We start from the raw sequence: 21,494 nt of genomic DNA on the forward strand, positions 1-21,494 counted from the left end.
CCCGGAACGCGACGTGCACCCCCGGCCTTCACGGGGAGACCCGGGCCGGGTCGTCCGCGGGCGGGGACGCGGACCGGCCCCGTCCCACCGGGTGCGCCGCGGCGGCCACCGCCCACAGGACCCATACGAGCCCCAGCAGACCTCGCAGCCACGCCGGACCGAGGGGAGTCCACGGAATCATCACGAAGGCCCGCTCGAAGGCGTCCAGCAGCGTCAGCAGTCCCAGCACCACGGTCGTCGTCCCGAAGGCCCGGCTGCTGTGCCGCAACCCCAGTCCGGTGGCGGTCAGCCAGACCCCGATCAGCAGCAGCGCCAAGGGCCCGGCCACCGTCGGGGCGAGTGCCGTCGTCTCGCTCGCGACGTCGAGGACGAGCCCCGCCGCGCCGAGCGCGGTGGCAACGGTGACCAGGCGGTTCCCGCGTAGTCTGCGCCACCACAGGGCCCCTCCCACCACGGCGAGCACGGTGGCGACGCCGAGCGCGAGTTGCACCTCGATACGGGCGAAGCCCCGGGCCCCGTACCAGTCGCAGCCCGCCGGGAGCCGTCGCGCCTGGACGCTGTAGTCGGAGCAGACCAGCAACTGGACGACCTTCATGGGTTCGCCCACGATCCGGTGCGATCCGCCGAGGACGGCGCCGGTGTCGTCCCGGCACCGGGGCAGGGCTCGCGGGCTGCTGTCCCCCGTGTCCTGCCAGCAGTTGTCCGTGCCCTGGCCGTCCCACCAGACGTCGGTCCGGTTGGGTCTGGACTCGCCGTTCCTCGCCCTGCCCAGATGGTTGTCACGGAACCGGTTGTGGTGCGAGGTGTCGGCCTGACGGGACCAGGCGTCCTCACCGCGCAGGAAGGCGGGAACGGCGTTGAGATGGAACGCGGTGCGCTCGTGTCCGTATATCCAGTTGCCCTCGAACACGTTCCAGTTGCCCCCGGCGACGAGCACTCCGGTTCCGGGAGGGACCGAGGTCTGCGGGCACACGACCCCCTGTTCGTAGCCGCGTTCGGCGGGAGGCTTCGCGCACGTGCCGTCCCTGACGTACCGGTAGTAGTCCTGGTTGTTGTCGTGGATGAGGTTGCGCTCGAATCTGGCGTGGTTCTGGGGGAGGCCCGGATGGCCCGGAAACACACTGTCCATCGACGCGCCGGCCATGTTGTGGTCGAACTCGTTGTCGTGGGCCCACACCGAATCGCCCGCGGTTCCCGAGTAGCCGAGCAGGTTGTGATGACTGCGGCAGCCGGTGATCTCGATGGAGTAGCGCGGCACGTCGTGGCCGCGCCCGCTGTTGATGTCCGACGCGCTGCCCGGGTAGATCCCCGAGTCGCCGTTTCCGTACGACTCGCAGTCGCGGTACAGCCCGTGATCGCTCGCGAAGGTCAGGAAGCCGTACTCGTCGTTCCAGCGGGTGAGTACCCGGTCGATGACGAACCCGTCCACACCGAGCACGTACAGGGAGTTGAAGGTGGTGCGCTGGGCGGTGAAGTTGCGGAAGTAGATTCCGTCGGAGCCGTCGGCCCGGATGGCGTTGAGCTTGCGGTAGCCGGCGTCCACGACCACGTCGAGCGGGCCCGCGCCCGTTCCCTCGATCTGCAGGTTCCGCTTGCCGAGGACGGCCACGAGATTCTGGTTGTGGGGGCACTGCTGCTGCTGTGCGTAGGACAGGATCTGATATCCCAGGGCCGACTTGCGGGCCTTGAGCCGGGCGCAGTCTCCCTCGGGTTCCGGCTGGGAGGGCTCCTCCTCGTAGCGGCCTGGCAGGACGGCGATGCTCATGCCGGGTCTGTCGACGGCGTCCACCGCCTGCTGCAGATGCCGGAATCCCTCGCCGAGACACCTCTCGTAGAGCCGGAGATTCCGCTCGCGCAGGGCAGCGGGGAACCGGGACACGCGCCGCTCGAAGGCCGTCCTGTCGGTCTTGCAGACGAGGAGGTCGGGTTCGCCCTCGCGGTACGCGGGAACGCTTCCCGAGCCGTCGGGGAACGCGACCTCGCGCTCCTCGTGCGCCTGCGCGCCGGGCGGCGCACCCAGTGTCAACGCGGCCGCGAGGCCCAAGCCGACCAGTGTTCGACGTGTCCACGTCATCCACATGCCTGGCAAACTAGAACATGTTTCGAGTATACGGAAGGCACTGGGCGCGAGATGTCCGGTGGACGACCAGCCTTGTCCGGCCCTCGCCGGCGGTGAAACGTCCCTGGCCTGCGCTTCGACCGTTCGGGTCAGGATCCAGGACAGGCCGCGCCCGGGCCGTCATCGGCCAGTGCCTGCTTGCCGTGGGCCGGCCGGCGCGCCGCCACCTGCAGGACGGTCCGCCTACCGATGGAGGAAGCGGAGGGCCGGTTCTGTCGGGCTCGATCAGATGCGGGGTCTCCGGCACGCCCGGCCGAGGACGACCGGCACCGCCTCTACGGCGGGACGCCGGCGATCCTCATCGAAATGCCCTTGATCACGGTTGCGAGCCGGTGTGCCGGCCCGTGCGACTGCGGCGCCGGATCAGAAGGGGAGTGAGGAGCAGGAGGGCGAAGAGCACGGCGACCACGGCCGGCCCGGCTGAATCCAGGACGTCGGCTGCGGCCCGCTGGATGCCGGTCGCCGCATCGATGACCGGGTCCGCGGTGGTGGGGTCACCCAGGGCACGGATCTCGTACCAGCCGTAGTAGGCGACGTAGGCGCCGACCAGGAGGAGCAGGCCGCCGCCGAGGCGCGGGGCGATCGCGCCGAGGCGGCGCAGTCGGGTTACGGCGGCGGTGCGGGTGAGGGCGACGGCCAGGGAGGCGGCGCCGACGACCAGGCCCATCCCGGCGGCGTAGGCCGCGAACAGGGCGATGCCTTCCGTCGTGGAGCCGCTGCGGAAGGAGGAGACGACGATGGCGAGGAAGGGGGCGATCGTGCAGCCGAGGGAGGCGGTGGCAAACGCCATGCCGAACAGCGCCATGGAGGGCACGGAGCGTGTGACGGTGGGAGCGCGACGGAGTTTCGGGGCCGGGGCGGGCAGTTGGCGGCCTGCGAGGAGCCACGCTCCGGCGGCGGTGATGAGCAGGCCGAAGGCGATGGTGAACCAGGGCAGGTGCTGCTGGACCTGGCCGGCGACGGGCTGGATGACGAGTCCGAAGGCGCCGAAGAAGGCGGCGAAGCCGACGGTCATCGCTGTGGTGGCGGCGAGTGCCCGGCCGACGGCGACGGTGCGGCTGGGGGTGTCGTCGCCCATGACGAGCAGGGAGAGGTAGGCGGGGAGCAGGGCGAAGCCGCACGGGTTGACGGCGGCGAGTATTCCGGCGCCGAGCGCGAGAGCGAGGGGCAGGTCGGCCATGACGGGTTCAGCCGGAGAGCGCGGAGAGCTTCTCCGCCAGGCCCTTGCCGCCGGGGAGTACGCCCTCGTAGACGGTCTTTCCCGTCCGGTCGAGGATCACGTAGTAGCTCTGCTGGGTGATCTCGAACCGTTTCCACACCTCGCCCTTCTCGTCGGAGATGTGCGGGATGGCGCCGGTGCCGGTGTCGGAGACGAAGTCGCGCATGGCCGCGTTCTTGTCCAGTCCGGCCACGCCGACGACGTTGACTCTGCCCGCGTTGCTGGCGGCGACCTTGGCGGTCTCGGTGGCCTGGCCCTTGCACGTCGGGCACCACGGTGCCCAGAACCACAGCACCGTGGGCTTGCCCGCGAGCGTCTTCGCGTCGAACGGCTTGCCGTCCACGGTGGTGGCGGTGAAGTCCAGCGCCTCGGGGACGTCTGCGCCCTGCGAGCCGCTGCCGCTGGCGGGGGAGTCGGCGGGCGAACCCGTGGGAGAGGACGCCTTGGAAGGAGGGACACCCGTGTCGCCGGCCGGCGCGGAACCTTCGTCCGAGCCGCATGCGGTCAGAGTGAGGAGGGCGGCGGCAAGGGCGGCGGGGAAGAGGATACGGGCGCGCAAGGAGGACTCCTGAAAGGTCGGTACCGGTGGCGATGGTATTGGTGGCGGCTCGAGCGGGCAGCGGACCGGGGCCTTACGAATCGGTGACGTCGGCCGGCGGCGTCCTCGGACCGGATCTTCGCGTACGAGCTCCGACGGATGACCGTGTCCTCAACCGGCGGGAGAAGCGGCGCCCGACGGGCCGGTGGCACAACGCCGCCCCGTAGCACGGGCCCCTTCACCAGGACGAAACCTTTCTCAGGGGCAAGCGGACAGGGGTGTGGGGGCAGGTGCGCGACCACCCTTGCCCACGCGCCTCCGTGCGGAGCCCGGTTGCCGTAACTCGTCCGGGGTGTGTGTATGGAACTGCCACCAGCGGAAAGAGGCGTCGGATGGGTATCGATGTGACGGCGGAGCGGGTGATCCCGCTGCTGTGTGAGCAGGTGGCGGTGTACGCCATGGACTGGCGCCACGACGCCGAATGGACGCAGGGCATCCGCACGGCGGAGCTGACCCGCGAGTCCGATGCGGGCGGTTTCGGGGTCGGCGCCGAGGTGACGCGGACGGCGTACTTCCTGGGCAGGCGAATCGACTACGTGCTGCGGGTCGCCGCATACGAGCCGCCTCGGCTGCTGGACATGGTCTCGGTCGCCGGTCCGATGCCGATGCACGTGACCTACACCTTCGCCCCGCTCCCGGACGGCGGCACGCGCGCCCGCATCCGCGTACGCGGTGACGCCTCCGGGCTCTACCGAATTGCCGGGCCGATCATGGGGCGCAAGGTGCGCTCGGCACTCGTCAGGGACCTCCAGGACCTTCAACGCCAGGTGAGCCGCCGAACGGGAGGATGAGAACGGTCACGGCGTGCCGTCCTGCCGCTACCACGGCGTGCGTTCGGCGATCAGGAGCGCGTAGCCGAGGACACCGTCCGCGACTGCCGAACGGGCGGCTCCCAGGACGGCGGGGGCAGAGTCGAGATCGACGCCCGCGGCGTCGAGGCGAGCCGGCGCGGTGATGCGCAGCAGGTTCAGCCGGGCCTCGATCTGGTCGATCATCCGCAGCATCGCCTGGTCGTGGCGCTCGGTACGGAGCGTGCGCAGTCCCGCGCCGGCCAGGATCCCGGTGTACTCCTCAAGCGGGCGGGCGTCGGCGATGCAGGCGATCCGGGCGCCGAGGCCGGTGAGCCCGGGCGGAAGCCGGGTGGTGTCGACCGTGACGTCGGTGATGCCGAGGCGGCCGCCGGGCCGCAGGGCGCGAGCGAACTCGGTTGCCGCGCGCGTCTTGTCGGGGAAGGTGCACAGGGCGCACTCGCACACCACGGCGTCGAAGACGCCATCGGGGTACGGCAGGTGCTCGGCGTCCCCGGTGGTGAACCGTGCCCGGTCGGTGAGGCCGGCTGCCTGTGCGGCGCCTTGGGCGAGGGCGGTGTTCGCCGGTGCGTAGTCCACGCCGTCGACGTCGGCGCCGTAGGCGTCGGCCAGGAGCAGGGCGGTGGTGCCGCGGCCGGAGGCGACGTCCAGGACCCGTGCCCGCGGGGTCAGGGCGAGGCCGTCGGCGAGGCGGCGGGTCAGGGTGGTGCCGCCGGGGTGGTAGGACTCGCCGAGGAGCAGGGCGACGATGTCGGAGGAGTACGCGGCGGCGCAGCACTCTTTCAGTTCCTCACCGGTGGGCGGCTGGGTCATGACGGGAGAGTCCCTTCTGCGCCGGGGGTGGTCGCGGTCTTGGAGCCGTACGGCGTCGTGGTGAGGCGTTCGGCGAGTGGCAGGGCGTTCGGCGCGACCGGGGCGACGGGGATGCCGGACATCTGGGCGCGGACCTGTTCGCGGTAGCCGACGGAGTTGTAGGCGCAGAAGGGGATGAGGCGCCCGTCGGGGGTGATCTCCTCGACGCAGCACTTCATCAGCTGCTTGACGTTGAGGGTGTAGGGGTCCTGGAAGTCCTGCACGACCACCATGAACGCCTTGTCGTCGAGGTCCTTCACCGCCTCGGGGAGGTCGATGCCGCAGGCTCCCCCGTGGCCTTCGGCACGGGAGGTGCCCCCAGCACAGCCCAAGGCCTCGGCGGTGGCCCGCAGTTCCTCCCCGGTCGTGGGGGTGCCCATGAACGCGGAGGCCGACCACAGCTTCTCCAGGGCCTCGCGGATCCCGGCGTCGGGCATGACCCGGTTGGTGATGTAGTCGAGGTGGTCCTCGATGTTGAGCAGCCGCGGGATGGGGACGACCGTTCGGTTGCCCGGTTCACCGTCGACCAGCAGATAGGTGACGGAGCGGCAGGTCGGGAAGCAGCAGGGCACGGGGAAGAAGTCGCCCTTCTGGAACCAGTTGGGGAGCTGGGCGTTGATGAGGCGGATCACGTCGGGGTTGGTGAGCCGCTGAAGCGGGTCGAACTCCACGTGCCGGCCGGAGTGGGTGACCGGCTGGAAGGCAACCGAGCGTACGGCGGGATGGTCGATGCCGTACTCGATGATCGCCCCGAGCTCGTGCTCGTTCAGCCCACGCTCCACGGCAGCGACGAGCGTGACGGTCAGCCCCGCCTCGGCACAGTTGTCCAGGGCCCACTGTTTGAACGAACGCAGGTCCCTGCCCCGGATCTCCAGGTGGGTGCGCTCGTCGAAGCCGTCGAACTGGAGATAGACGTTCACCGACCGGCCCGGCACCTGGTTGCGTTTGCCGAGTTCGGCGACGAAGGTCGTGTCCGTGGCCAGGCGGATGCCGTTGGTGTTGAGGTTGACGTTCCTGATCGGACGGGCCTGGGCGAGGTCGATGAAGTCGAGGATGTGCTTGTGGATGGTGGGCTCGCCGCCGGAGAACATCACCACCTCCGCCTCCCCCTCGGACTCCACGAACGCGTCGAGCATCCGGGCGCACTGCTCGCGGGTGATGGAGTAGCCGTCCGGCTGGTGGCCGGAGTCGGCGAAGCAGATCGGGCAGTCCAGGTTGCAGCCGGTGTTGACCTCGACGATCCCCAGGCAGGCGTGCTGCTTGTGCTCCGGGCAGAGCCCGCAGTCGCTGGGGCAGCCGTCCTTCACCTCGGTCTGGAAGACGAGGGGGATGGTGCCGGGCTTGTTGAACCGGGCCGAGGACAGGTACTCCTCGGCATCCCCGTAGACCAGAGCCTCGAACTCACCGTGCGCACCGCACCGCTTCCGCAGATAGACCTTGTCCTCGCGGATGTTGACCTGCGCATCGACGGGTGTCTTGCACAGCGGGCAGATGGACTTGGTGAACTCCACGAACACCTCGTCGCGGTCCGACTTGTGCCGGGGCGCGGGTGCCCGGGTCACGCGGAACTCCTCCATGAAAGGTCTTCCTCCACTCATCGGGGGTCGTCGCGATCGGGCTTCTCGCCCGCCTGCGAGGCGGGTGGGGCCCGAACGGTCGGGAGCCGCTCCTCCGGCCCGCCGCATGCCACGGCAGGCCGCTCACCGCAGAGCCGAGCGTCGCTCCGCCTCTTGCCGGATCGTGCCCAGGGAGGCCAAGACGGTCGCCTCCCACCGTGGGGCGACCAGGCCGCCCCACCATTGCCCGGCCTGCCACAGGTCCGTGGCGAGTTCACCCTCGTAGACCAGCCGCGTACCGGACCCGTGCCCGGTGAGGGTGAACGATTCGGTGACGGCTGGCACCGGCCCGCGCACCAGGCGGAAGTCGACGCGCTCCGGGCGGGTGAACCGCACGGTCTCCACCGTCGTCGCCGTCAGCCGCCCGCCCGCGACCGGGGTGCGATGGGCGGCGAGCACCATGTCGCTGCCCTGCTCCAGCACCGTGACCTTCTCGCGCATCGCTCGGGTGGCCCGCCCCGGACACGGCTGGGCGATGACGTCGAACACCACCTCACGCGGTGCCGCGATGTCGACGGTCTGCGGCCCCAGCGGCCGTGCGCGCGGCCCGACGTCCAGGTCCAGCGGCAGTGCCCCGGTCACCAGCCCGAGATACCCGCCCGCCGCGCCCGCTACGGTCACCGCTCCCAGAGCACCGATCCACGCCATGAGCCCGACCTCTCCACGCGTCCGTTCCCGTCTCACGCACGACGCTAGGCCGTGTTCGTCCGCCGGTCGGTGAGCGCGCTCACCGACCTTCCGGCGCGTCGGCCCGTGCCCTCCGCATCGGACCCGCCGGACGCTCCAGGGCCGCCTCGGAGAGGTGACGCCGCGACAACCGCAACCGCAACCGCAACCGCAACCGCAACCGATCCCGGTCGCCGCGAGCATGCGGGCAGGCTCCGAAGGCCTTCGGCCGAGACAGGGTCGTTCGGTTGACAGACCGGGTGACGCTGAACAGTGCGCACGCCGGTTCCGTAAGAAGGTTGTGCCCTCTCTGCGGGATCACCCTCGGGCCGGGTACGGCCCGGCCGTGCCAGGACGTTCTCGTGCCATGTGGGCCCCCCACCCGGCGTGGGAGATTCGAGGAAGCGAGGCCCTGCGATGACGCGTTCGGACACCGAAGATGAACACATTCCCCGGGAAAGGGCGATCCTCGGTCTCCTCTCGGAGGCCGACCTCGTCGAGCGCCTGCGTTCCGGCACCGAGGGCGAAGGGCCGGCCGTCCGGGAGCTGCGGCGGAGACACCTGACCGTCGTCGTGGGCTACGCGCAGCTCCACACCGTCAGCGACCAGGCCGGCAGACGACTCGCCGACGAGGCGTTCTTCCGGGCCGTGGAGGAAGTCTGTGAAGGGGTCGATCCGTCGGGGACCTGGCGCCATCACGTGCTGACGCACGTAGGCGAAGCCGCGCTCGTCTGGGCCGTGGACGACCGACGGGAATGGCTGAGGCCCGACTTCCTGGCCTGGCTGCGCACGGCGGGCGTCAGCAGCGGATCCAAGCCGTCCAACGCCATGATCAGCGCCTTCTACCAGCTGCCGGAGCGGCTGCGGTCCGCCCTGTGGTACGCGGTCGTCGACGACGAGCCGTACTCCGAAGTCGCCACGCACCTGGGCACCACCTCAGGTGTCGTCCCCGATCTCGCAGCCAAGGCGCAGGTCGCCATGCGGGATGCCTATGCCCAGGAGCACCTGTCGCGCCGCGGCACCGCGGAGTGCCGTGGGTTCAGGCGCATCATCGAAGCCGCCGCGCAGGCCCGGGACGGCGACCGGCACCCGGATCTGGCCGCACATCTGGCACGCTGCACCGACTGCGGGGTCCTGCTGTCCGGACTCACGAGGCTGTCCGGGAGTCCACGGACCCTGTTGGCCGAGGGACTGCTGATGTGGGGCGGCGCCGCCTACACCGAGCACCTCACGATGCGCGGCACCCCGGAGCCGAAGCCGCTCGAGCAGAGCACTGCGGCCGGCGCTGACAGACGGGAGACCCAGCTCGACGATCATGCCGCAGTCGGCGAGGTCTCGAACGGTCCCGGTCGTCCCGGGTCCGCTCGACGGTCCGTCTCGGGACACCGGACCGTCAAGGCCGCCGGCGGCATGGTCGCGGTGGTCGCGGTGGCGGCGGTGGCCGCGGTGACCGCTCACGACGTCATGTCCGGGAGTTGGAACGTCAGCGGTCTCGTGCGCCCCCAGCCGAGCCGGCCGGCCGACCCGTCTCCGTCCTCCACGCCTTCCCGTTCCGCCGACGGATCGCCGGCGGGCGGTCCGACTCCGGGCCCCGGCCGGAAGGCACCCGCGCCGGTACCCGTCGGCAAGCCCTCCCAGATCGTCCATGCGGCCACCGGTCTGTGCCTGGACGTGGAGAACCAGGTGGTGGAAAGACGTGTCAGTGCCGTCGCCGCGCCGTGCGGCTCCGGGGCGACCCAGCGATGGACCTTCGACACCGACGGACACCTGCACAACGAGGCCGACTCCGACTTCTGCCTCAAGGTCGGCGGCGACACCGCGGTCGTCGGGATCCGGCCCTGCACCTCCGACGACCCGGAGAAGCGATCGCGGATGACCTTCGTCATCGGTGAGAACGGGGCGATCCAGTCCAAGCCACTGTCCGACCAGGTCATCGTTCCCGTCGCCACTTCCTCCGACGAAGTGCGGCCGTTGGTGCTCAAGGCGAGCTCCGGGGTGGGCGACGAACGCTGGGGGACGCGGCCGGTCGCGGAGGCCGGGGCGTCAGCCCTCCCCGCGGCGAGTGCCTCCTGACGACGGTGGCCCTCACGCGAGACAGAGGCGGCGGCGTTTTCCCGTCGTCCGGCACGGCAGGCTGCGTGGGTCGAGTGCTGGTCGACCGGAAGCCGCCTGCCCGGAGCCCCGTGGGTGTTCAGGAGGATCAGGGTTCCCTCACGGGCTCGAAGTGGTGGGGCCGGCCATGACGTCCGCGGTCCGGGTGAGGTGCCGGACGAGGACCTCGGATGCGGTGGCGGCGTCGCGGGCGAGTGCCGCCTCCTCCAGCCGACGATGCTCCATGGCCCCGTCCCGGCCGGGGTTGCGGTGCGCCGACCAGCGGCGTGCCAGTTCGCTCGCGGTCCACATCCGGTCGAACGTCTGGAGCAGGACGGGGTTGCCGCAGCCCTCCAGCAGCGTTCGGTGGAAGACCCGGTGGGCCTCGGACCACGCGCTGCTGTAGTACTCGCCCTCCTCCGGCAGGTACGCCGGGGTGCGGGCCAGGCGGTGGTGTGCGGCGCGCACGCGAGCCTCCCACTCGACGTCCCCGCGCTCGATGGACATCCGCAGTACGACGGGTTCGACGGTCCGGCGGGCCTCCGCGATCTCCTGCCAGCGGCGGTCGGACAAGGCCGGGACGGCGAAGCCGCGGTTGGGCAGCCGGTCGGCGAGGCCCTCGCCGACCACCCGTACGAGCGCCTCGCGTACGACGGCCAGACTCACGCCCTGTTCCTTGGCGAGGTCCTGCGGTTTCAGCGGGTCGCCAGGGGCGTGGTCGCCGCGCAGGATCGCGTCTCGCAGGTGGGCGTAGACCTGTTCGGAGAGCATCTGCTTCCCGGCGGGGGCCGAGGTGGGAGCCGTACGAGTCATGTCCACAGCATAGACGATGCCATAGATAATCGATTATCTGTGTTACTGTCGATTCTGTGGTGGTCGGCGGGGCGCCGACGGTGCCGTTCCGTCGCCCTCGGGGCCCGATGGCCGGCCGTACCACCACCCCCAGCACGCAGCTCCGAGAGGAAACGACACGATGAGTGCCAACGACCCCTTCGCCCGCCTCCCCGAAGCGGCCTCCTTCGCCGTCACCAGCGCCACCGTCACCGCCGGGGCCGCCTGGCCGCCGGAGCAGCACGCCTCCGCCCTGCCCGGCGGGAAGGACATCTCCCCGCAGCTGTCCTGGAGTGGCGCTCCTGACGGCACCGAGAGCTATGCCGTCACCGTCTACGACCCCGACGCTCCCACCGGGTCCGGGTTCTGGCACTGGGCGGTGGCCGACATCCCCGCCACGGTCACCGAACTGCCCGAGGGCGCCGGCGACGACACCGGCGCGGACCTGCCCGAAGGTGCCTTCCAACTGCCCAACGACGCCCGCCTGGCCCGCTACATCGGTGCCGCCCCGCCGGCCGGGCACGGCCCGCACCGCTACTTCGTCGTGGTGCACGCCCTCGACGTCGCCTCCATAGGCGTCCCCGCCGATGCCACCCCGGCCGTCCTCGGCTTCACCATGGCCGGCCACACCCTCGGCCGCGCGGTGCTGACCGTCACCGCCGAGACGCCCGCCTGACGTCCGGCATGTCTCGACTCATCGACACCACGGAGATGTACCTCCGCACTCTCCTGGAGCTCGAGGAGGAAGGCGCGGTCCCACTGCGCGCCCGCATCGCCGAGCGCCTGCGGCACAGCGGCCCGACGGTCAGCCAGACCGTCGCCCGCATGGAGCGCAACGGCCTGTTGCGCGTGGCCGGCGACCGGCACCTCGAGCTGAGCGACGAGGGTCGCCGACTCGCTGTGCGTGTCATGCGCAAGCACCGGCTCGCGGAGTGCCTGCTCCTCGACGTGCTCGGGCTGGAGTGGGAGCAGATCCACGCCGAGGCCTGCCGCTGGGAACACGTGATGAGCGAGGCCGTCGAACGCCGCGTCCTGGAACTGCTGCGGCATCCGACACACTCGCCGTACGGCAACCCGATCCCGGGCCTCGCCGAGCTCGGTGAGGAAGGCACCGCCGATCCGCCCCACGCCGGCACCACCGTCAGTCTCAGCGACCTGAGGACCGGGCCGGACGGCATCAGCGCGGTCGTGCGCCGCATCGGGGAACCGGTTCAGACCGACGCCCGGCTGATACACGCCTTGCGGTACGCCGGACTGCGGCCCGGCGCGGTCGTGAGCGTGACGTCGTCGCCGGGCGGTGTGACGGTCGGCAACGGCCGGGTGACCGCCGAACTCCCCGTGCCGACCGCCGCGCACGTCTTCGTGGCCAAGCCCTGAACCAAGCAGGGCTCCGGCCCGTCGGCGCGCCCGGTGCAGGCCCGTGGGCGGCCCTCGGCCAGGATCTGCTGGAGGGCCGCCCACGACCGCCGCGATCCGCGACGCCGCCGACACCACGGCCGGGACGGCGGCGTCGGCCAGACCGGGTCCATCGCCGTTGCGGATCGTCCGCCGGGGAGGTCGGCCGGGACGGTCCCGTCGGAAAGGAGCACTTCGAGGTCGCCCGCAGGTCTGGCTCCGACCGCCGTCCCTGGGCCTGGCGGGTGGCGCGGCGGCGATGCCGATCCGCCGGGACCCGGGGCCGGTAGGTTCACCGGGAGCGTACGAGGGCCTCCAGGGGCTCGTGGACGGTCCTCGCGGGACGGCCGATGGCGGTTTCGAGTGTGGGGTCGGTGGCGTTGAACTCGCCATTGCGTGATGCGGCGAACATCGTCAGGGCGAACTCCGCAGCCGGCTGCGGCATCCCGCCGGCGACCGCTGCGGCCATCCAGTCGTCGTCGTCCATGACGACTCGGGTGATCGTCCGGCCGGTGATGCGTCCGAGGATTTCGGCGACGTCGGCGAAGTCCAGTGCGTGGGGGGCTGTCAGCGGACGTGTGATTCCCTCGAGTGCTCCCTCTCCGGCCAGCGCCAGGGCCGCCGCCTCCGCCAGGTCCTCGTGGGCCGTCCAGGACACCGGGCCGTCCAGCGGCACGGCGAGTGTGCCCGTCTCCAGTGCCGCGCCGATGTGGGACCCCAAGGTGGAGGCGTAGAACCCGTTGCGAAGGGCGGTGTAGGGGACCCCTTGCCGCTTGAGGTGCTCCTCGGTGGCCGCGTGGACCTGCTGCGGCGGGAAGAGCGACGTGGGAGAGGCGGCCTGGTGGCTGGTGTAGAGGATCCTTCGGGCACCCGCTTCCCGCGCCGCGTCGATGGCGGCGCTGTTGGCGGCCAACGCGCCGCCACCCCGGATGGCCGCGGAGACGATCAGGACGCGCTCGGCACCTTCGAAGGCGTGCCTCAGACCGTCGGGTTCGGTGAAGTCGCCCTCCCGGACGCGGACGCCGCGCTCGGCGAACTCGGCGGCCCTGCTCGTATCGCGCACGCTGACGCCGATCCTGTCGGCCGGCAGGCGCTCCAGCAGGCGGTTGACGATCAGCGCCCCGAGGCGGCCGGTGGCTCCCGTGACGATCAGCACGGTTGGCTCCCATCTGATGATGTTTCCAATGGAACTTCATCTACGTTATCAGTGATAATTCCGTTGGCTGCGGCTCTAGTGCACTCCGATGGCGATATGGCTACTCAACGGGTACTTCGAGGATCGCGTGTAGCGAAGGAGTGGCGATGCCGGCGGTAACATCGCTTGTCACGCATGAGCGATATCATCGTCCCCATGGCATCGAACGCGCAGCGGCGCGACATCACCCGGGACCGCATCGTGAAAGCTGCGGCCGGCCTGCTGCGCGAGCAAGGGCCGGCCGCGGTGACCACACGCCGCGTCGCTCACGAGGCCGGGCTGCAGCCTCCCGCGCTGTACCGGATCTTCCAGGACAAGGGCGATCTGCTGGACGCGGCCGCGGAGCGCGTCTTCGCCGAACACGTGGCGGGCAAGCAGACCACCGCGCCCTCCGGCGACCCCGTGGAAGACCTCCGCGCCGGATGGAACATGCAGATCAGCTTCGGGCTGGCCAATCCTTACGTCTTCGGCCTGTTGCTCGACCCGGCCCGCGCACGTGACACACCGGCACAGGCCGCGGGGGTTCAGGTCCTCGCCGAGCGTGTCCACCGAATCGCCGCCGCCGGACGGCTTCGGGTGAGCGAGGAGCGTGCCGTCAACCTCATCCGCTCGGCGGGGGTCGGAGCCGTCCACACCCTGCTGACCCTGCCGCCGGAGCAGAGCGACCCGCACCTGGCCGACGCCGCCTTCGACGCGATCACCCGCGCCATCCTGGTGGATGAGCCCGCCGTCCCCGTCCGGGATCCGGCGGCCGTCGTCGCGGCCTTCCGCACTCTCGTGCCCGAACTGCCCCATCTCAGCGAAGCCGAAGCCGCGCTTCTCGACGAGTGGTTGCGACGCTGATCCGTCACTGTGCCGTGCGGGCCGTGGCCGACGCGGCGGAACGGCCCGGCGGGCGGGCAGTCATGGCGTCCCGCGACGGCCCTCGTACCGCCGGGCGCCCGTCCAGAGCAGCACCGCGGGTACCGCGCAGATCACCGCCCCGACCCCGACACTCATCTGGCACCCCTGCACGAAGTCCTGCTTCGCCGCCTCGACGATGGCATCACGCGTGCCGGGGGAGGCGGCGGGCAGCGGCCGGCCGGGGCCGATCTCGGCGGCGTAGGCATGGGGGTTGGCCTCCTGGACGATCCGGTCGGCGACCGCACGGCGGGCTGAGGCCTCCGGAACGGCCTGGCGGAGATCGTCGCTGAGTGTGTGTCCCAGCCAGATGGCGAGGACGCTGCCGAGGACCGCGAAGCCGAACGTCGAGCCGACAGCCCGCTGGGCGCTGATGATGCCCGAGGCCATCCCGGACCGTTCCGCCGGTACCGCCCCCATGGCCAGGGCGGTGACCGGGGTGGCGACCAGTGCGACACCGATGCCGGAGAGGAACAACCCAGCGATCACGGCTCCCACGGAGAGCGGCATCCCCACTGCCACGACGCTGAGGCCGACGACCAGCAGCGGCTGGCCGGTCCGGGCGACCACCAGTGGCCCGGACCGTGCGGACAACCTGCCCGCGACGGGCGACAGCAGCATGATGGTCAGGGCGAACGGGAGGATCAGCAGGCCGGCGCGTTGCGGGGAGTAACCCTCCACGTTCTGGAAGTACTGCGTGATCACCAGCAGCATTCCGTACACACTGAAGAACGCCGAGAACAGCGTGACGATGCCCACGGCGTAGGCACTGCGGCCGAAGAGGCGGACGTCCATCATCGGGTCCCGGTGGTGGTACTCGTACCAGGCGAAGACGGCGCATCCCCCCACGCCCACGGCCAGCAGGGTCACGATCTCGACCGACCCCCACCCGAACTGCTGGCCCTGGATCAGCCCGTAGGCGAGCGCGCCGACCGCCACGACGAAGAGCACCTGACCGCCCATGTCGAACCCGCGGACCCGCTGCTCACGGGACTCGGCGACGTAGCCGGCGGTCAACAGCAGGACGAGTGCCCCGACCGGCACGTTGACCATGAAGACGGCGCGCCATCCGAAGGTCTCGGTCAGTGCGCCCCCGATCACGGGGCCCGAGGCGGTGGCGATGTTCGCCACACCGATCCACAAGCCGATGGCCTGCGCCCGCTCGTCGTCGTCCGGGAAGGCGGCGCTCACCAGCGCCAACGAGGTCACGGTCACGGTGGCCGCGCCGATCCCCTGCACCGTGCGCGCGATCGCCAGCGCGGTGAGCCCGGGGGCCAGTCCCGCGGCCACGGAAGCCAACGTGAACACGGTGACGCTGCCGGCGAACAGGCGCCTCCGGCCGAACCGGTCGGCCGCGGTGGCCCCGGCCATGATGAAGGACGCCATACCGATGGAGTAGGCGGCGACCACCCATTGCAAGCCCGACTCGCCGACGCCGAAGTCCCGCTGGATGTCCGGCAGGGCCACGTTGGCGATCAGAGCGTCGAGGAAGACCATGGAGATGCCGAGCGCGGTCGTGGCGACCGTCATCGTCTGTCTCCTGGTCCACCGTGTCCTGGGGGGACCCTCTCTTTGACGCACCGTCACACACTATGTCCCCGGCCCGGCGCGCACCGGCCGGGACACGGAGGCCCGCGTGGCCGCCCCGGCCTGGCGTGTCCCGGCCGTCGCCGGGGCCTACGAGCCCGCCACCAGGCGGCGTCCGCCCGCGACCACGCCCGCGAGGAGGAGCACGGTACCGACGTGGAACACGGTACGCAGGCCGAAGTGATGGGCGACCAGTCCGCCGAGGACCGTGCCCACGATCGCCCCGCAGCGCACCAGCAGTTTCTGGGTCATGGTCACCCGGCCCAACAGACGGTTGGGCGTCAGGTTCTGGCGCACGGTGGTCGCGTTGACCCGCCAGGCGGTCGCCGACGCGCCGTAGAGCAGGACGAACACCCCGGCCGGCAGCCATGCGTCGACCAGGCCGACGCCCAGTGACGCCACCGCAGCGATGACCAGCGAGCCGAGGAGAAGACGTTCCCTGCCGAACCGGTTCGCCCAGCGCCCCACCAACACGGAGCCGATCAGCGCGCCCAGACCGAACGTCGCCACCAGCAGGCCGAAGCCGGTGTCGCTCAGACCGAGTTCGGTCCGGGCGAACAGGATGCCGATCGCCACCTGCGACATACCGACCATGTCGTAGAGGGCGCTCAGCAGCGTGATCCTCCGCAGCAGGGGCTGCTTCCACAGGGCGCGCAGTCCGTCGGTGAACTGCCGCCGTACCAGGTGCCCGACCGGGCCGGTGGTCTCGGGCGGTCGCTCGGCGCGGAAGCGTCCGCGGATCGAGAAGATGAGTACCGCGGAGCAGAGGAACGACAGCGCGTCGATACCGAACGGCAGGACCGGATGCATATCGAACAGGAGCGCGCCCAGGGGGTTGCCCAGCAGGAGGGTGGCGGTCACCGACCCCCCGGCCAATGCGGCGTTCGCCCGGTCCCGCTCGAGCCGCTGCACGGTCATCGGGACGATTCCGGCCGCCGCCCCGAGATAGAACCTCTGCCCGAGGTCCAACAGCGCGGTGGCGATGCAGATCACGGCCAGCGTCACATGCTCCAGCCCCACCGTCACGGCCAGCCATGCCGCGACCAGGACACGCGCCGAGTCCAAAGCCACCATGATCCGGCGCCGGTCGAAGCGGTCCGCGGTCACCCCGGCGGCCACCATGACCAGGGGCCAGGGGAGCTGGTCGGCCAGAAACACCAGGGCGATCTTGCGGGGGTCCGACGTCAGGTGCGACGCGAGCAGGGGGAGGGCCACGTAGCGCATGCCGTCACCCAGGCCGGAGACGACCACCGAGAACCAGAGCAACCGGAAGTTGCGACTCGGTCCGAGTGGGAGTCTCCAGCGCACGGATCACGCTCCTGGGATCGGCTGTGAGTTCGTGTCACTCTAAGTGGTCACCCGGGAAGGATCCCGGAGGTTGCTCCCCCGGCCCGGCTCCTCGCCCCCGGGGCGGACGGGTCACGCCAGGGGGACACAGCCGGTGCCGCTGTCGTCCGCCGCGATGAGGCACCGTGGGTGACGGCGAAGTCCAGGGGCAGGACACTCAGTTCGGTGTCCCGTCTGGAGGCACCCGCGCGAAGGCCCGCGCTGCTACGACCGGGCCCGGGGGCCACATCGGCGTCGACGGACACCGCCACCTGCTCTCGCCGCCGCAACCACACCGGGCGGCGGAAGACGCCGCCGTCGTCCCGCCCAGGAACACCACCCTCTCTCCGCGGCCCAAGCTGTGACGCTTCGTCACCTACGTCCGGCCGGCATGAGGGGATACTGCCCGACTTTTCGTTTAGTGCTCATTGAGTTTCTTATCTCGAGCCTACGCCCGTGCGATGCGCGTCACTTTCCTCCATCGCCGTGCGTGCACCATATGTTCTCTTTGGCTTACCGGTTATTCCGGGGGGAGTTGCAATGGGGCCTACGGAACCCGTTAGGATCACGGCATGATTACGGCGCGGTCGCCCATCGGTGTGCCACGGGCCGGGAACTCCCGCGGTCCGCTGCACATGCTCTGGCTGGCCCTGCTCATCGTGGGGCTGGTGTACGCGCACGGCGTGAGCACCGAGAGCGCCGCCCATCACCTCTCCAACGGCACTTCCTTCTCGGTGTCGATGTCGCATCTCGCGCTCGACGGTCCTGCTGCTCCCCTGGGGGAGCCGTCGCCGGCGGCAGGGGGCGAGGAGCGTGACAGCGCCCCCCACCCGGCCGAGGACTGCATGCCCGTGCAGCCGCAGCAGGGCGCACCCTTGCACACTCCCTGTGTGAGCGTGTCGGGTCACACCGCGCTCGCGGACCACGCGCAGTACCGGTCCCTCCTGGCCGAAGGCCGGGGAGGAGGCCTGCCCCCGGCAGGCGCGAGAACGACGGCGATCCTGCGGACCTAGGACTCGGATCCCCCTCGAGCCGTTCGGCGGACGGTTGAACCACGTGGCCGATACGGGTCCCGCGGCACGCCCGATGAATTCGGGCCGACCGTCCCCGTAAGGTCCACGAAATTCGAACGGGCCACCGGCGGCATTCCCTGAGTGACCGATCTCTGTCCCTGCTTCCTTCTCTCCAGGGCCTTTTCGAGAAGGAAGGTCCACGGAGGAACTGTGTCGTTCCACCCACTCGAAACCCTCGGTGCCACCGGCGCTCGAATGCGCGCCGTCCTCATCGCCTGCGTTCTCGCCGCTCTGGCGATCGTCGCCGTCACCTGCGCCGACCATTGTCATGCTCACGAAGAAGGCCACGCCCACACCGAGACCGCGACGCTGACGCAGAAAACGCCTGCCGCCGACGCACTCACCGACAACCGGCCGGCGCTGCCCCATCCCGCGGAAGTGTGCCTTGCAACGGCCCCGACCTCGAGGGCGGGGCAGGAAACGCCCTCGCTCAGGGCGGCAGCCGACGCTCCTGCCCTCGTGACCTTCGTCGGCGCCCTCGGTGCGGCGCCTCCGGTTGCTCAGCGGTCTCGGTCCGGACAGCACGCCGTACCCAGTGGTCGCCGCATGCTCGCCAACGTCTGCTGCTGGCGGATCTAGAACTCGTCCGTGCGGCCGGGACGACCGGCCGCCGCCCGACGCTGCCCTCCTCGAGCAGGACTCTGCCCGGTGAGCACGGCAGGCGAGATGCGACCCGATCAGCCATCTACGAACGAGAGCTCACAGATGTCCACTCCCGCTCAAGCTGCGACCACACCCCCCACGCGCAACGCCCTGTCCGGACTCGTCGGCAACACGCCCCTGCTCCGGGTGGCGGAGCCCTTCACCCAGGACGGACGCGGCTTCTGGGCCAAGCTCGAAGGCTTCAACCCCGGCGGCATCAAGGACCGTCCCGCGCTTCACATGGTCGAGCGCGCCCGTGCCCGGGGCGAACTGCGACCGGGCGCAAGGATCATCGAATCCACCAGCGGCACCCTCGGTCTCGGGCTCGCGCTGGCCGGCATGGTTCACGGCCACCCGGTCACCCTCGTCACCGACCCCGGACTGGAGATGTCGATGACGCGGCTGCTGGCCGCGTACGGGGCGCAGGTCAACCTCGTGTCCGAGCCCCATCCCACCGGGGGCTGGCAGGAAGCCCGACGCGAGCGCGTGAAACAGCTGATGGCCCAACACCCCGGCTCCTGGTGCCCCGACCAGTACAACAACCCGGACAACACCACCGCCTACACCCCACTCGCCCTGGAACTCGCCGCCGATCTCGGCCACATCGACGTGCTCGTGTGCAGCGTGGGCACCGGCGGTCACTCCGCGGGCGTCTCACGCGTCCTGCGCCAGCTGTACCCCGGACTGACGGTCGTCGGCGTGGACACCGTCGGATCGACGATCTTCGGACAGCCCGCCCGGCCACGGCTGATGCGCGGCCTCGGCTCGAGCATCTACCCCCGCAATGTCGCCTACGGCAACTTCGACGAGATCCACTGGGTCGCTCCGGCGGAAGCGGTGTGGACCTGCCGGCAGCTCGCCGCCTCCCACTACGCGACCGGAGGCTGGAGCGTGGGCGCGGTCGCCCTGGTGGCCGGATGGCTTGCACGCACGCTGTCGGGGGACGCGCGGATCGCGGCCGTCTTCCCCGACGGCCCCCAGCGCTACCTGGGCACCGTGTACGACGACGACTACTGCGCCGCGCACGGCCTTCTCGAAGGCCCGCCACCCCTGGAGCCGGAAGTCGTCGGGCGGGCGGACGAGAAGGAATTCTCCCGCTGGACCCGCTGCACGACGGTCGTGGATCCCCTGACGCTGCCGGCCGGCCCCGCGCATACGAAAGACGTCCTTCCGGCCCATGCGTCCATCGCGCAGGACGAGGCAGAGGACGAGCGACAGTGAAGGGCACCCTCGCACAGGTCCGTTCCTACGAACGGAGCGTCCAGCTGTTGATGGTGAATCAGTTCACCATCAACCTCGGCTTCTACATGCTGATGCCGTACCTCGCCACTCACCTGTCCGGGACGCTCGGGCTGGCCGGATGGATCGTGGGCCTCGTCCTGGGGGTACGGAACTTCAGCCAGCAGGGCATGTTCCTGGTCGGCGGCACCCTCGCCGACCGGTTCGGCTACAAGCCGCTGATCGTGGCCGGCTGTGTCCTGCGCACCGTCGGTTTCGCCACCCTCGGCCTCGTGGACTCCCTGCCCGCCCTCCTGGCCGCCTCCGCAGCGACCGGCCTGGCGGGAGCACTGTTCAACCCGGCCGTCCGCGCCTACCTCGCCGCAGACGCCGGGGAACGGCGTGTCGAAGCCTTCGCGCTGTTCAATGTGTTCTACCAGGCGGGCATCCTGCTCGGCCCGCTCGTCGGCATGGTGCTGACCGGCGTCGACTTCCGGGTCACATGCCTGGTCGCGGCCGGAATCTTCGCGCTGCTCAGTGCCGTGCAGATCCGCAGCCTGCCCGCACGTCGGGCGGATGAGGCGAAACGGACGAGCGGCGGGCGGGGCGTGCTCTCCCAGTGGCGTGGAATTCTGGCCAACCGCCCCTTCCTGCTGTTCTCCGCAGCCATGATCGGCTCCTACGTCCTGTCCTTCCAGGTCTATCTGGCGCTGCCCCTCGAAGTGCGGCGGCTGGGCGGACAGGGCGCGTTCGGTACGGGCGCGGTCGCGGTGCTCTTCGCCGTCTCCGGCCTGAGCACGATCCTCCTCCAGACGAAGGTCACCGCATGGTGCAAAGCCCGGATGGCACCCGGCCAAGCACTCACCTGTGGATTGCTCACCATGGGCGCCGCGTTCGTCCCTCTGGTGCTCGCCACCGCCGTGCCCGTACCCGAAGGCGGGCCGGCCCTGTGGTTGCTCGCCACGGTGCCGCCGACCCTTGCCGCGCTGCTGCTCGCCCTCGGCACGATGATCGCGTATCCGTTCGAGATGGACACCATCGTCCGCCTCTCCGGTGACCGGCTCGTCGCCACCCACTACGGGCTCTACAACACCATCTGCGGTATCGGCATAACACTGGGCAACCTGCTCACGGGAGCCGCGCTGGACGCGGCCCGCGCGGCCGGCATGTCGGCTCTGCCGTGGATCTCCCTGCTCGCCCTCGGTCTGGTCTGTGCCGCAGCCCTGTACGGGCTGCACCGCACCGATCGGCTCTCACCGCCCGTGCGCGAAGCGCACGCCGAACCGGCAACAGCCTGACGAACCAGCCCTGCCGAGAGGGGCAGGCACCCGATGCCCGCCCCTCCTCGGCCGCGTCC

General features: G+C 70.6%; 18 protein-coding genes. 8 read left to right on the forward strand and 10 right to left on the reverse strand.

Annotated elements, in window-relative coordinates:
• Positions 1 to 28: 28 nt before the first annotated feature.
• From QMZ92_RS04560 to QMZ92_RS04570, 3 genes are all read right to left on the reverse strand, one after another.
• Positions 29 to 2,074 (reverse strand): right-handed parallel beta-helix repeat-containing protein, encoded by a 2,046-nt coding sequence (locus QMZ92_RS04560; protein ID WP_283295933.1) that lies wholly within the window; start codon positions 2,072 to 2,074, stop codon positions 29 to 31.
• Positions 2,075 to 2,435: 361 nt separating this feature from the next.
• Complete coding sequence (locus tag QMZ92_RS04565; protein WP_283295934.1) at positions 2,436 to 3,299, reverse strand: cytochrome c biogenesis CcdA family protein; 864 nt, start codon at positions 3,297 to 3,299, stop codon at positions 2,436 to 2,438.
• 7 nt (positions 3,300 to 3,306) lie between these two features.
• Entirely contained in the window at positions 3,307 to 3,897 is a 591-nt protein-coding gene (locus tag QMZ92_RS04570) for a redoxin family protein (RefSeq protein WP_283295935.1), read from the reverse strand.
• Positions 3,898 to 4,268: 371 nt separating this feature from the next.
• On the opposite strand from QMZ92_RS04570, the gene QMZ92_RS04575 reads away from it, so the two are divergent.
• Positions 4,269 to 4,727 carry an SRPBCC family protein gene (locus tag QMZ92_RS04575; RefSeq protein ID WP_283295936.1) on the forward strand — a complete coding sequence of 153 codons (459 nt, stop codon included), beginning with the start codon at positions 4,269 to 4,271 and terminating at the stop codon, positions 4,725 to 4,727.
• A 27-nt stretch (positions 4,728 to 4,754) separates the two neighbouring features.
• Here QMZ92_RS04575 and QMZ92_RS04580 read toward each other — a convergent pair whose 3' ends face one another.
• From QMZ92_RS04580 to QMZ92_RS04590, 3 genes are all read right to left on the reverse strand, one after another.
• A complete protein-coding gene (locus tag QMZ92_RS04580; protein WP_283295937.1) occupies positions 4,755 to 5,558 on the reverse strand; it encodes a class I SAM-dependent methyltransferase in 804 nt (267 codons plus the stop codon).
• Positions 5,555 to 7,174, reverse strand: coding sequence for a radical SAM protein (locus tag QMZ92_RS04585; RefSeq protein WP_283295938.1), 1,620 nt, complete (start codon positions 7,172 to 7,174; stop codon positions 5,555 to 5,557). Before QMZ92_RS04585 ends, QMZ92_RS04580 begins: the two co-directional genes overlap by 4 nt.
• 123 nt (positions 7,175 to 7,297) lie before the next feature.
• Positions 7,298 to 7,861, reverse strand: a complete 564-nt coding sequence (locus QMZ92_RS04590; RefSeq protein WP_283295939.1) for an SRPBCC family protein — start codon at positions 7,859 to 7,861, stop codon at positions 7,298 to 7,300.
• Between the two features lie 435 nt (positions 7,862 to 8,296).
• Between QMZ92_RS04590 and QMZ92_RS04595 the strand changes: the two genes are divergently transcribed.
• A complete protein-coding gene (locus tag QMZ92_RS04595) occupies positions 8,297 to 9,952 on the forward strand; it encodes a ricin-type beta-trefoil lectin domain protein (RefSeq protein ID WP_283295940.1) in 1,656 nt (551 codons plus the stop codon).
• 138 nt (positions 9,953 to 10,090) lie between these two features.
• Here QMZ92_RS04595 and QMZ92_RS04600 read toward each other — a convergent pair whose 3' ends face one another.
• The gene (locus QMZ92_RS04600) at positions 10,091 to 10,783 is read right to left on the reverse strand and encodes a GntR family transcriptional regulator (protein WP_283295941.1); all 693 of its coding nucleotides are present in this window, start codon (positions 10,781 to 10,783) and stop codon (positions 10,091 to 10,093) included.
• 160 nt (positions 10,784 to 10,943) lie between these two features.
• Here QMZ92_RS04600 and QMZ92_RS04605 point away from each other — a divergent pair, with 160 nt between their 5' ends.
• Both QMZ92_RS04605 and QMZ92_RS04610 read left to right on the forward strand, forming a co-directional pair.
• Positions 10,944 to 11,477, forward strand: a complete 534-nt coding sequence (locus QMZ92_RS04605; RefSeq protein WP_283295942.1) for a YbhB/YbcL family Raf kinase inhibitor-like protein — start codon at positions 10,944 to 10,946, stop codon at positions 11,475 to 11,477.
• An 8-nt stretch (positions 11,478 to 11,485) separates the two neighbouring features.
• Positions 11,486 to 12,178, forward strand: a complete 693-nt coding sequence (locus QMZ92_RS04610; protein ID WP_283295943.1) for an iron-dependent transcriptional repressor DtxR — start codon at positions 11,486 to 11,488, stop codon at positions 12,176 to 12,178.
• A gap of 310 nt (positions 12,179 to 12,488) precedes the next feature.
• Here the strand turns inward: QMZ92_RS04610 and QMZ92_RS04615 are convergent, their stop codons facing one another.
• Complete coding sequence (locus QMZ92_RS04615; protein ID WP_283295944.1) at positions 12,489 to 13,352, reverse strand: NmrA family NAD(P)-binding protein; 864 nt, start codon at positions 13,350 to 13,352, stop codon at positions 12,489 to 12,491.
• A 195-nt stretch (positions 13,353 to 13,547) separates the two neighbouring features.
• On the opposite strand from QMZ92_RS04615, the gene QMZ92_RS04620 reads away from it, so the two are divergent.
• Positions 13,548 to 14,234 (forward strand): TetR/AcrR family transcriptional regulator, encoded by a 687-nt coding sequence (locus QMZ92_RS04620; protein WP_283295945.1) that lies wholly within the window; start codon positions 13,548 to 13,550, stop codon positions 14,232 to 14,234.
• 60 nt (positions 14,235 to 14,294) lie between these two features.
• On the opposite strand, the gene QMZ92_RS04625 is transcribed toward QMZ92_RS04620, so the two are convergent.
• On the reverse strand, positions 14,295 to 15,821 hold the full coding sequence (locus tag QMZ92_RS04625) for a DHA2 family efflux MFS transporter permease subunit (protein WP_283295946.1): 1,527 nt from the start codon (positions 15,819 to 15,821) through the stop codon (positions 14,295 to 14,297).
• A gap of 147 nt (positions 15,822 to 15,968) precedes the next feature.
• Positions 15,969 to 17,186 carry an MFS transporter gene (locus QMZ92_RS04630; RefSeq protein WP_283295947.1) on the reverse strand — a complete coding sequence of 406 codons (1,218 nt, stop codon included), beginning with the start codon at positions 17,184 to 17,186 and terminating at the stop codon, positions 15,969 to 15,971.
• Positions 17,187 to 17,776: 590 nt separating this feature from the next.
• On the opposite strand from QMZ92_RS04630, the gene QMZ92_RS04635 reads away from it, so the two are divergent.
• From QMZ92_RS04635 to QMZ92_RS04645, 3 genes are all read left to right on the forward strand, one after another.
• The gene (locus QMZ92_RS04635) at positions 17,777 to 18,217 is read left to right on the forward strand and encodes a hypothetical protein (protein WP_283295948.1); all 441 of its coding nucleotides are present in this window, start codon (positions 17,777 to 17,779) and stop codon (positions 18,215 to 18,217) included.
• Positions 18,218 to 18,982: 765 nt separating this feature from the next.
• On the forward strand, positions 18,983 to 20,140 hold the full coding sequence (locus QMZ92_RS04640; protein WP_283295949.1) for a PLP-dependent cysteine synthase family protein: 1,158 nt from the start codon (positions 18,983 to 18,985) through the stop codon (positions 20,138 to 20,140).
• The gene (locus QMZ92_RS04645; RefSeq protein WP_283295950.1) at positions 20,137 to 21,435 is read left to right on the forward strand and encodes an MFS transporter; all 1,299 of its coding nucleotides are present in this window, start codon (positions 20,137 to 20,139) and stop codon (positions 21,433 to 21,435) included. Before QMZ92_RS04640 ends, QMZ92_RS04645 begins: the two co-directional genes overlap by 4 nt.
• Positions 21,436 to 21,494: the final 59 nt, after the last annotated feature.

This window comes from Streptomyces sp. HNM0645 (genome assembly GCF_030056615.1).
GTDB classification, from domain to species: domain Bacteria; phylum Actinomycetota; class Actinomycetes; order Streptomycetales; family Streptomycetaceae; genus Streptomyces; species Streptomyces marianii.

What these genes read in the sequence shown, in the direction of transcription:
- QMZ92_RS04610 (WP_283295943.1), top strand. Translation starts at nt 11,486, where the DNA reads ATGTCTCGACTCATCGACACCACGGAGATGTACCTCCGCACTCTCCTG.
- QMZ92_RS04635 (WP_283295948.1), top strand. Translation starts at nt 17,777, where the DNA reads ATGATTACGGCGCGGTCGCCCATCGGTGTGCCACGGGCCGGGAACTCC.
- QMZ92_RS04605 (WP_283295942.1), top strand. Translation starts at nt 10,944, where the DNA reads ATGAGTGCCAACGACCCCTTCGCCCGCCTCCCCGAAGCGGCCTCCTTC.
- QMZ92_RS04590 (WP_283295939.1), bottom strand. Translation starts at nt 7,861, where the DNA reads ATGGCGTGGATCGGTGCTCTGGGAGCGGTGACCGTAGCGGGCGCGGCG.
- QMZ92_RS04625 (WP_283295946.1), bottom strand. Translation starts at nt 15,821, where the DNA reads ATGACGGTCGCCACGACCGCGCTCGGCATCTCCATGGTCTTCCTCGAC.
- QMZ92_RS04575 (WP_283295936.1), top strand. Translation starts at nt 4,269, where the DNA reads ATGGGTATCGATGTGACGGCGGAGCGGGTGATCCCGCTGCTGTGTGAG.
- QMZ92_RS04600 (WP_283295941.1), bottom strand. Translation starts at nt 10,783, where the DNA reads ATGACTCGTACGGCTCCCACCTCGGCCCCCGCCGGGAAGCAGATGCTC.
- QMZ92_RS04640 (WP_283295949.1), top strand. Translation starts at nt 18,983, where the DNA reads ATGTCCACTCCCGCTCAAGCTGCGACCACACCCCCCACGCGCAACGCC.
- QMZ92_RS04560 (WP_283295933.1), bottom strand. Translation starts at nt 2,074, where the DNA reads ATGACGTGGACACGTCGAACACTGGTCGGCTTGGGCCTCGCGGCCGCG.
- QMZ92_RS04580 (WP_283295937.1), bottom strand. Translation starts at nt 5,558, where the DNA reads ATGACCCAGCCGCCCACCGGTGAGGAACTGAAAGAGTGCTGCGCCGCC.
- QMZ92_RS04585 (WP_283295938.1), bottom strand. Translation starts at nt 7,174, where the DNA reads ATGGAGGAGTTCCGCGTGACCCGGGCACCCGCGCCCCGGCACAAGTCG.
- QMZ92_RS04565 (WP_283295934.1), bottom strand. Translation starts at nt 3,299, where the DNA reads ATGGCCGACCTGCCCCTCGCTCTCGCGCTCGGCGCCGGAATACTCGCC.
- QMZ92_RS04595 (WP_283295940.1), top strand. Translation starts at nt 8,297, where the DNA reads ATGACGCGTTCGGACACCGAAGATGAACACATTCCCCGGGAAAGGGCG.
- QMZ92_RS04620 (WP_283295945.1), top strand. Translation starts at nt 13,548, where the DNA reads ATGGCATCGAACGCGCAGCGGCGCGACATCACCCGGGACCGCATCGTG.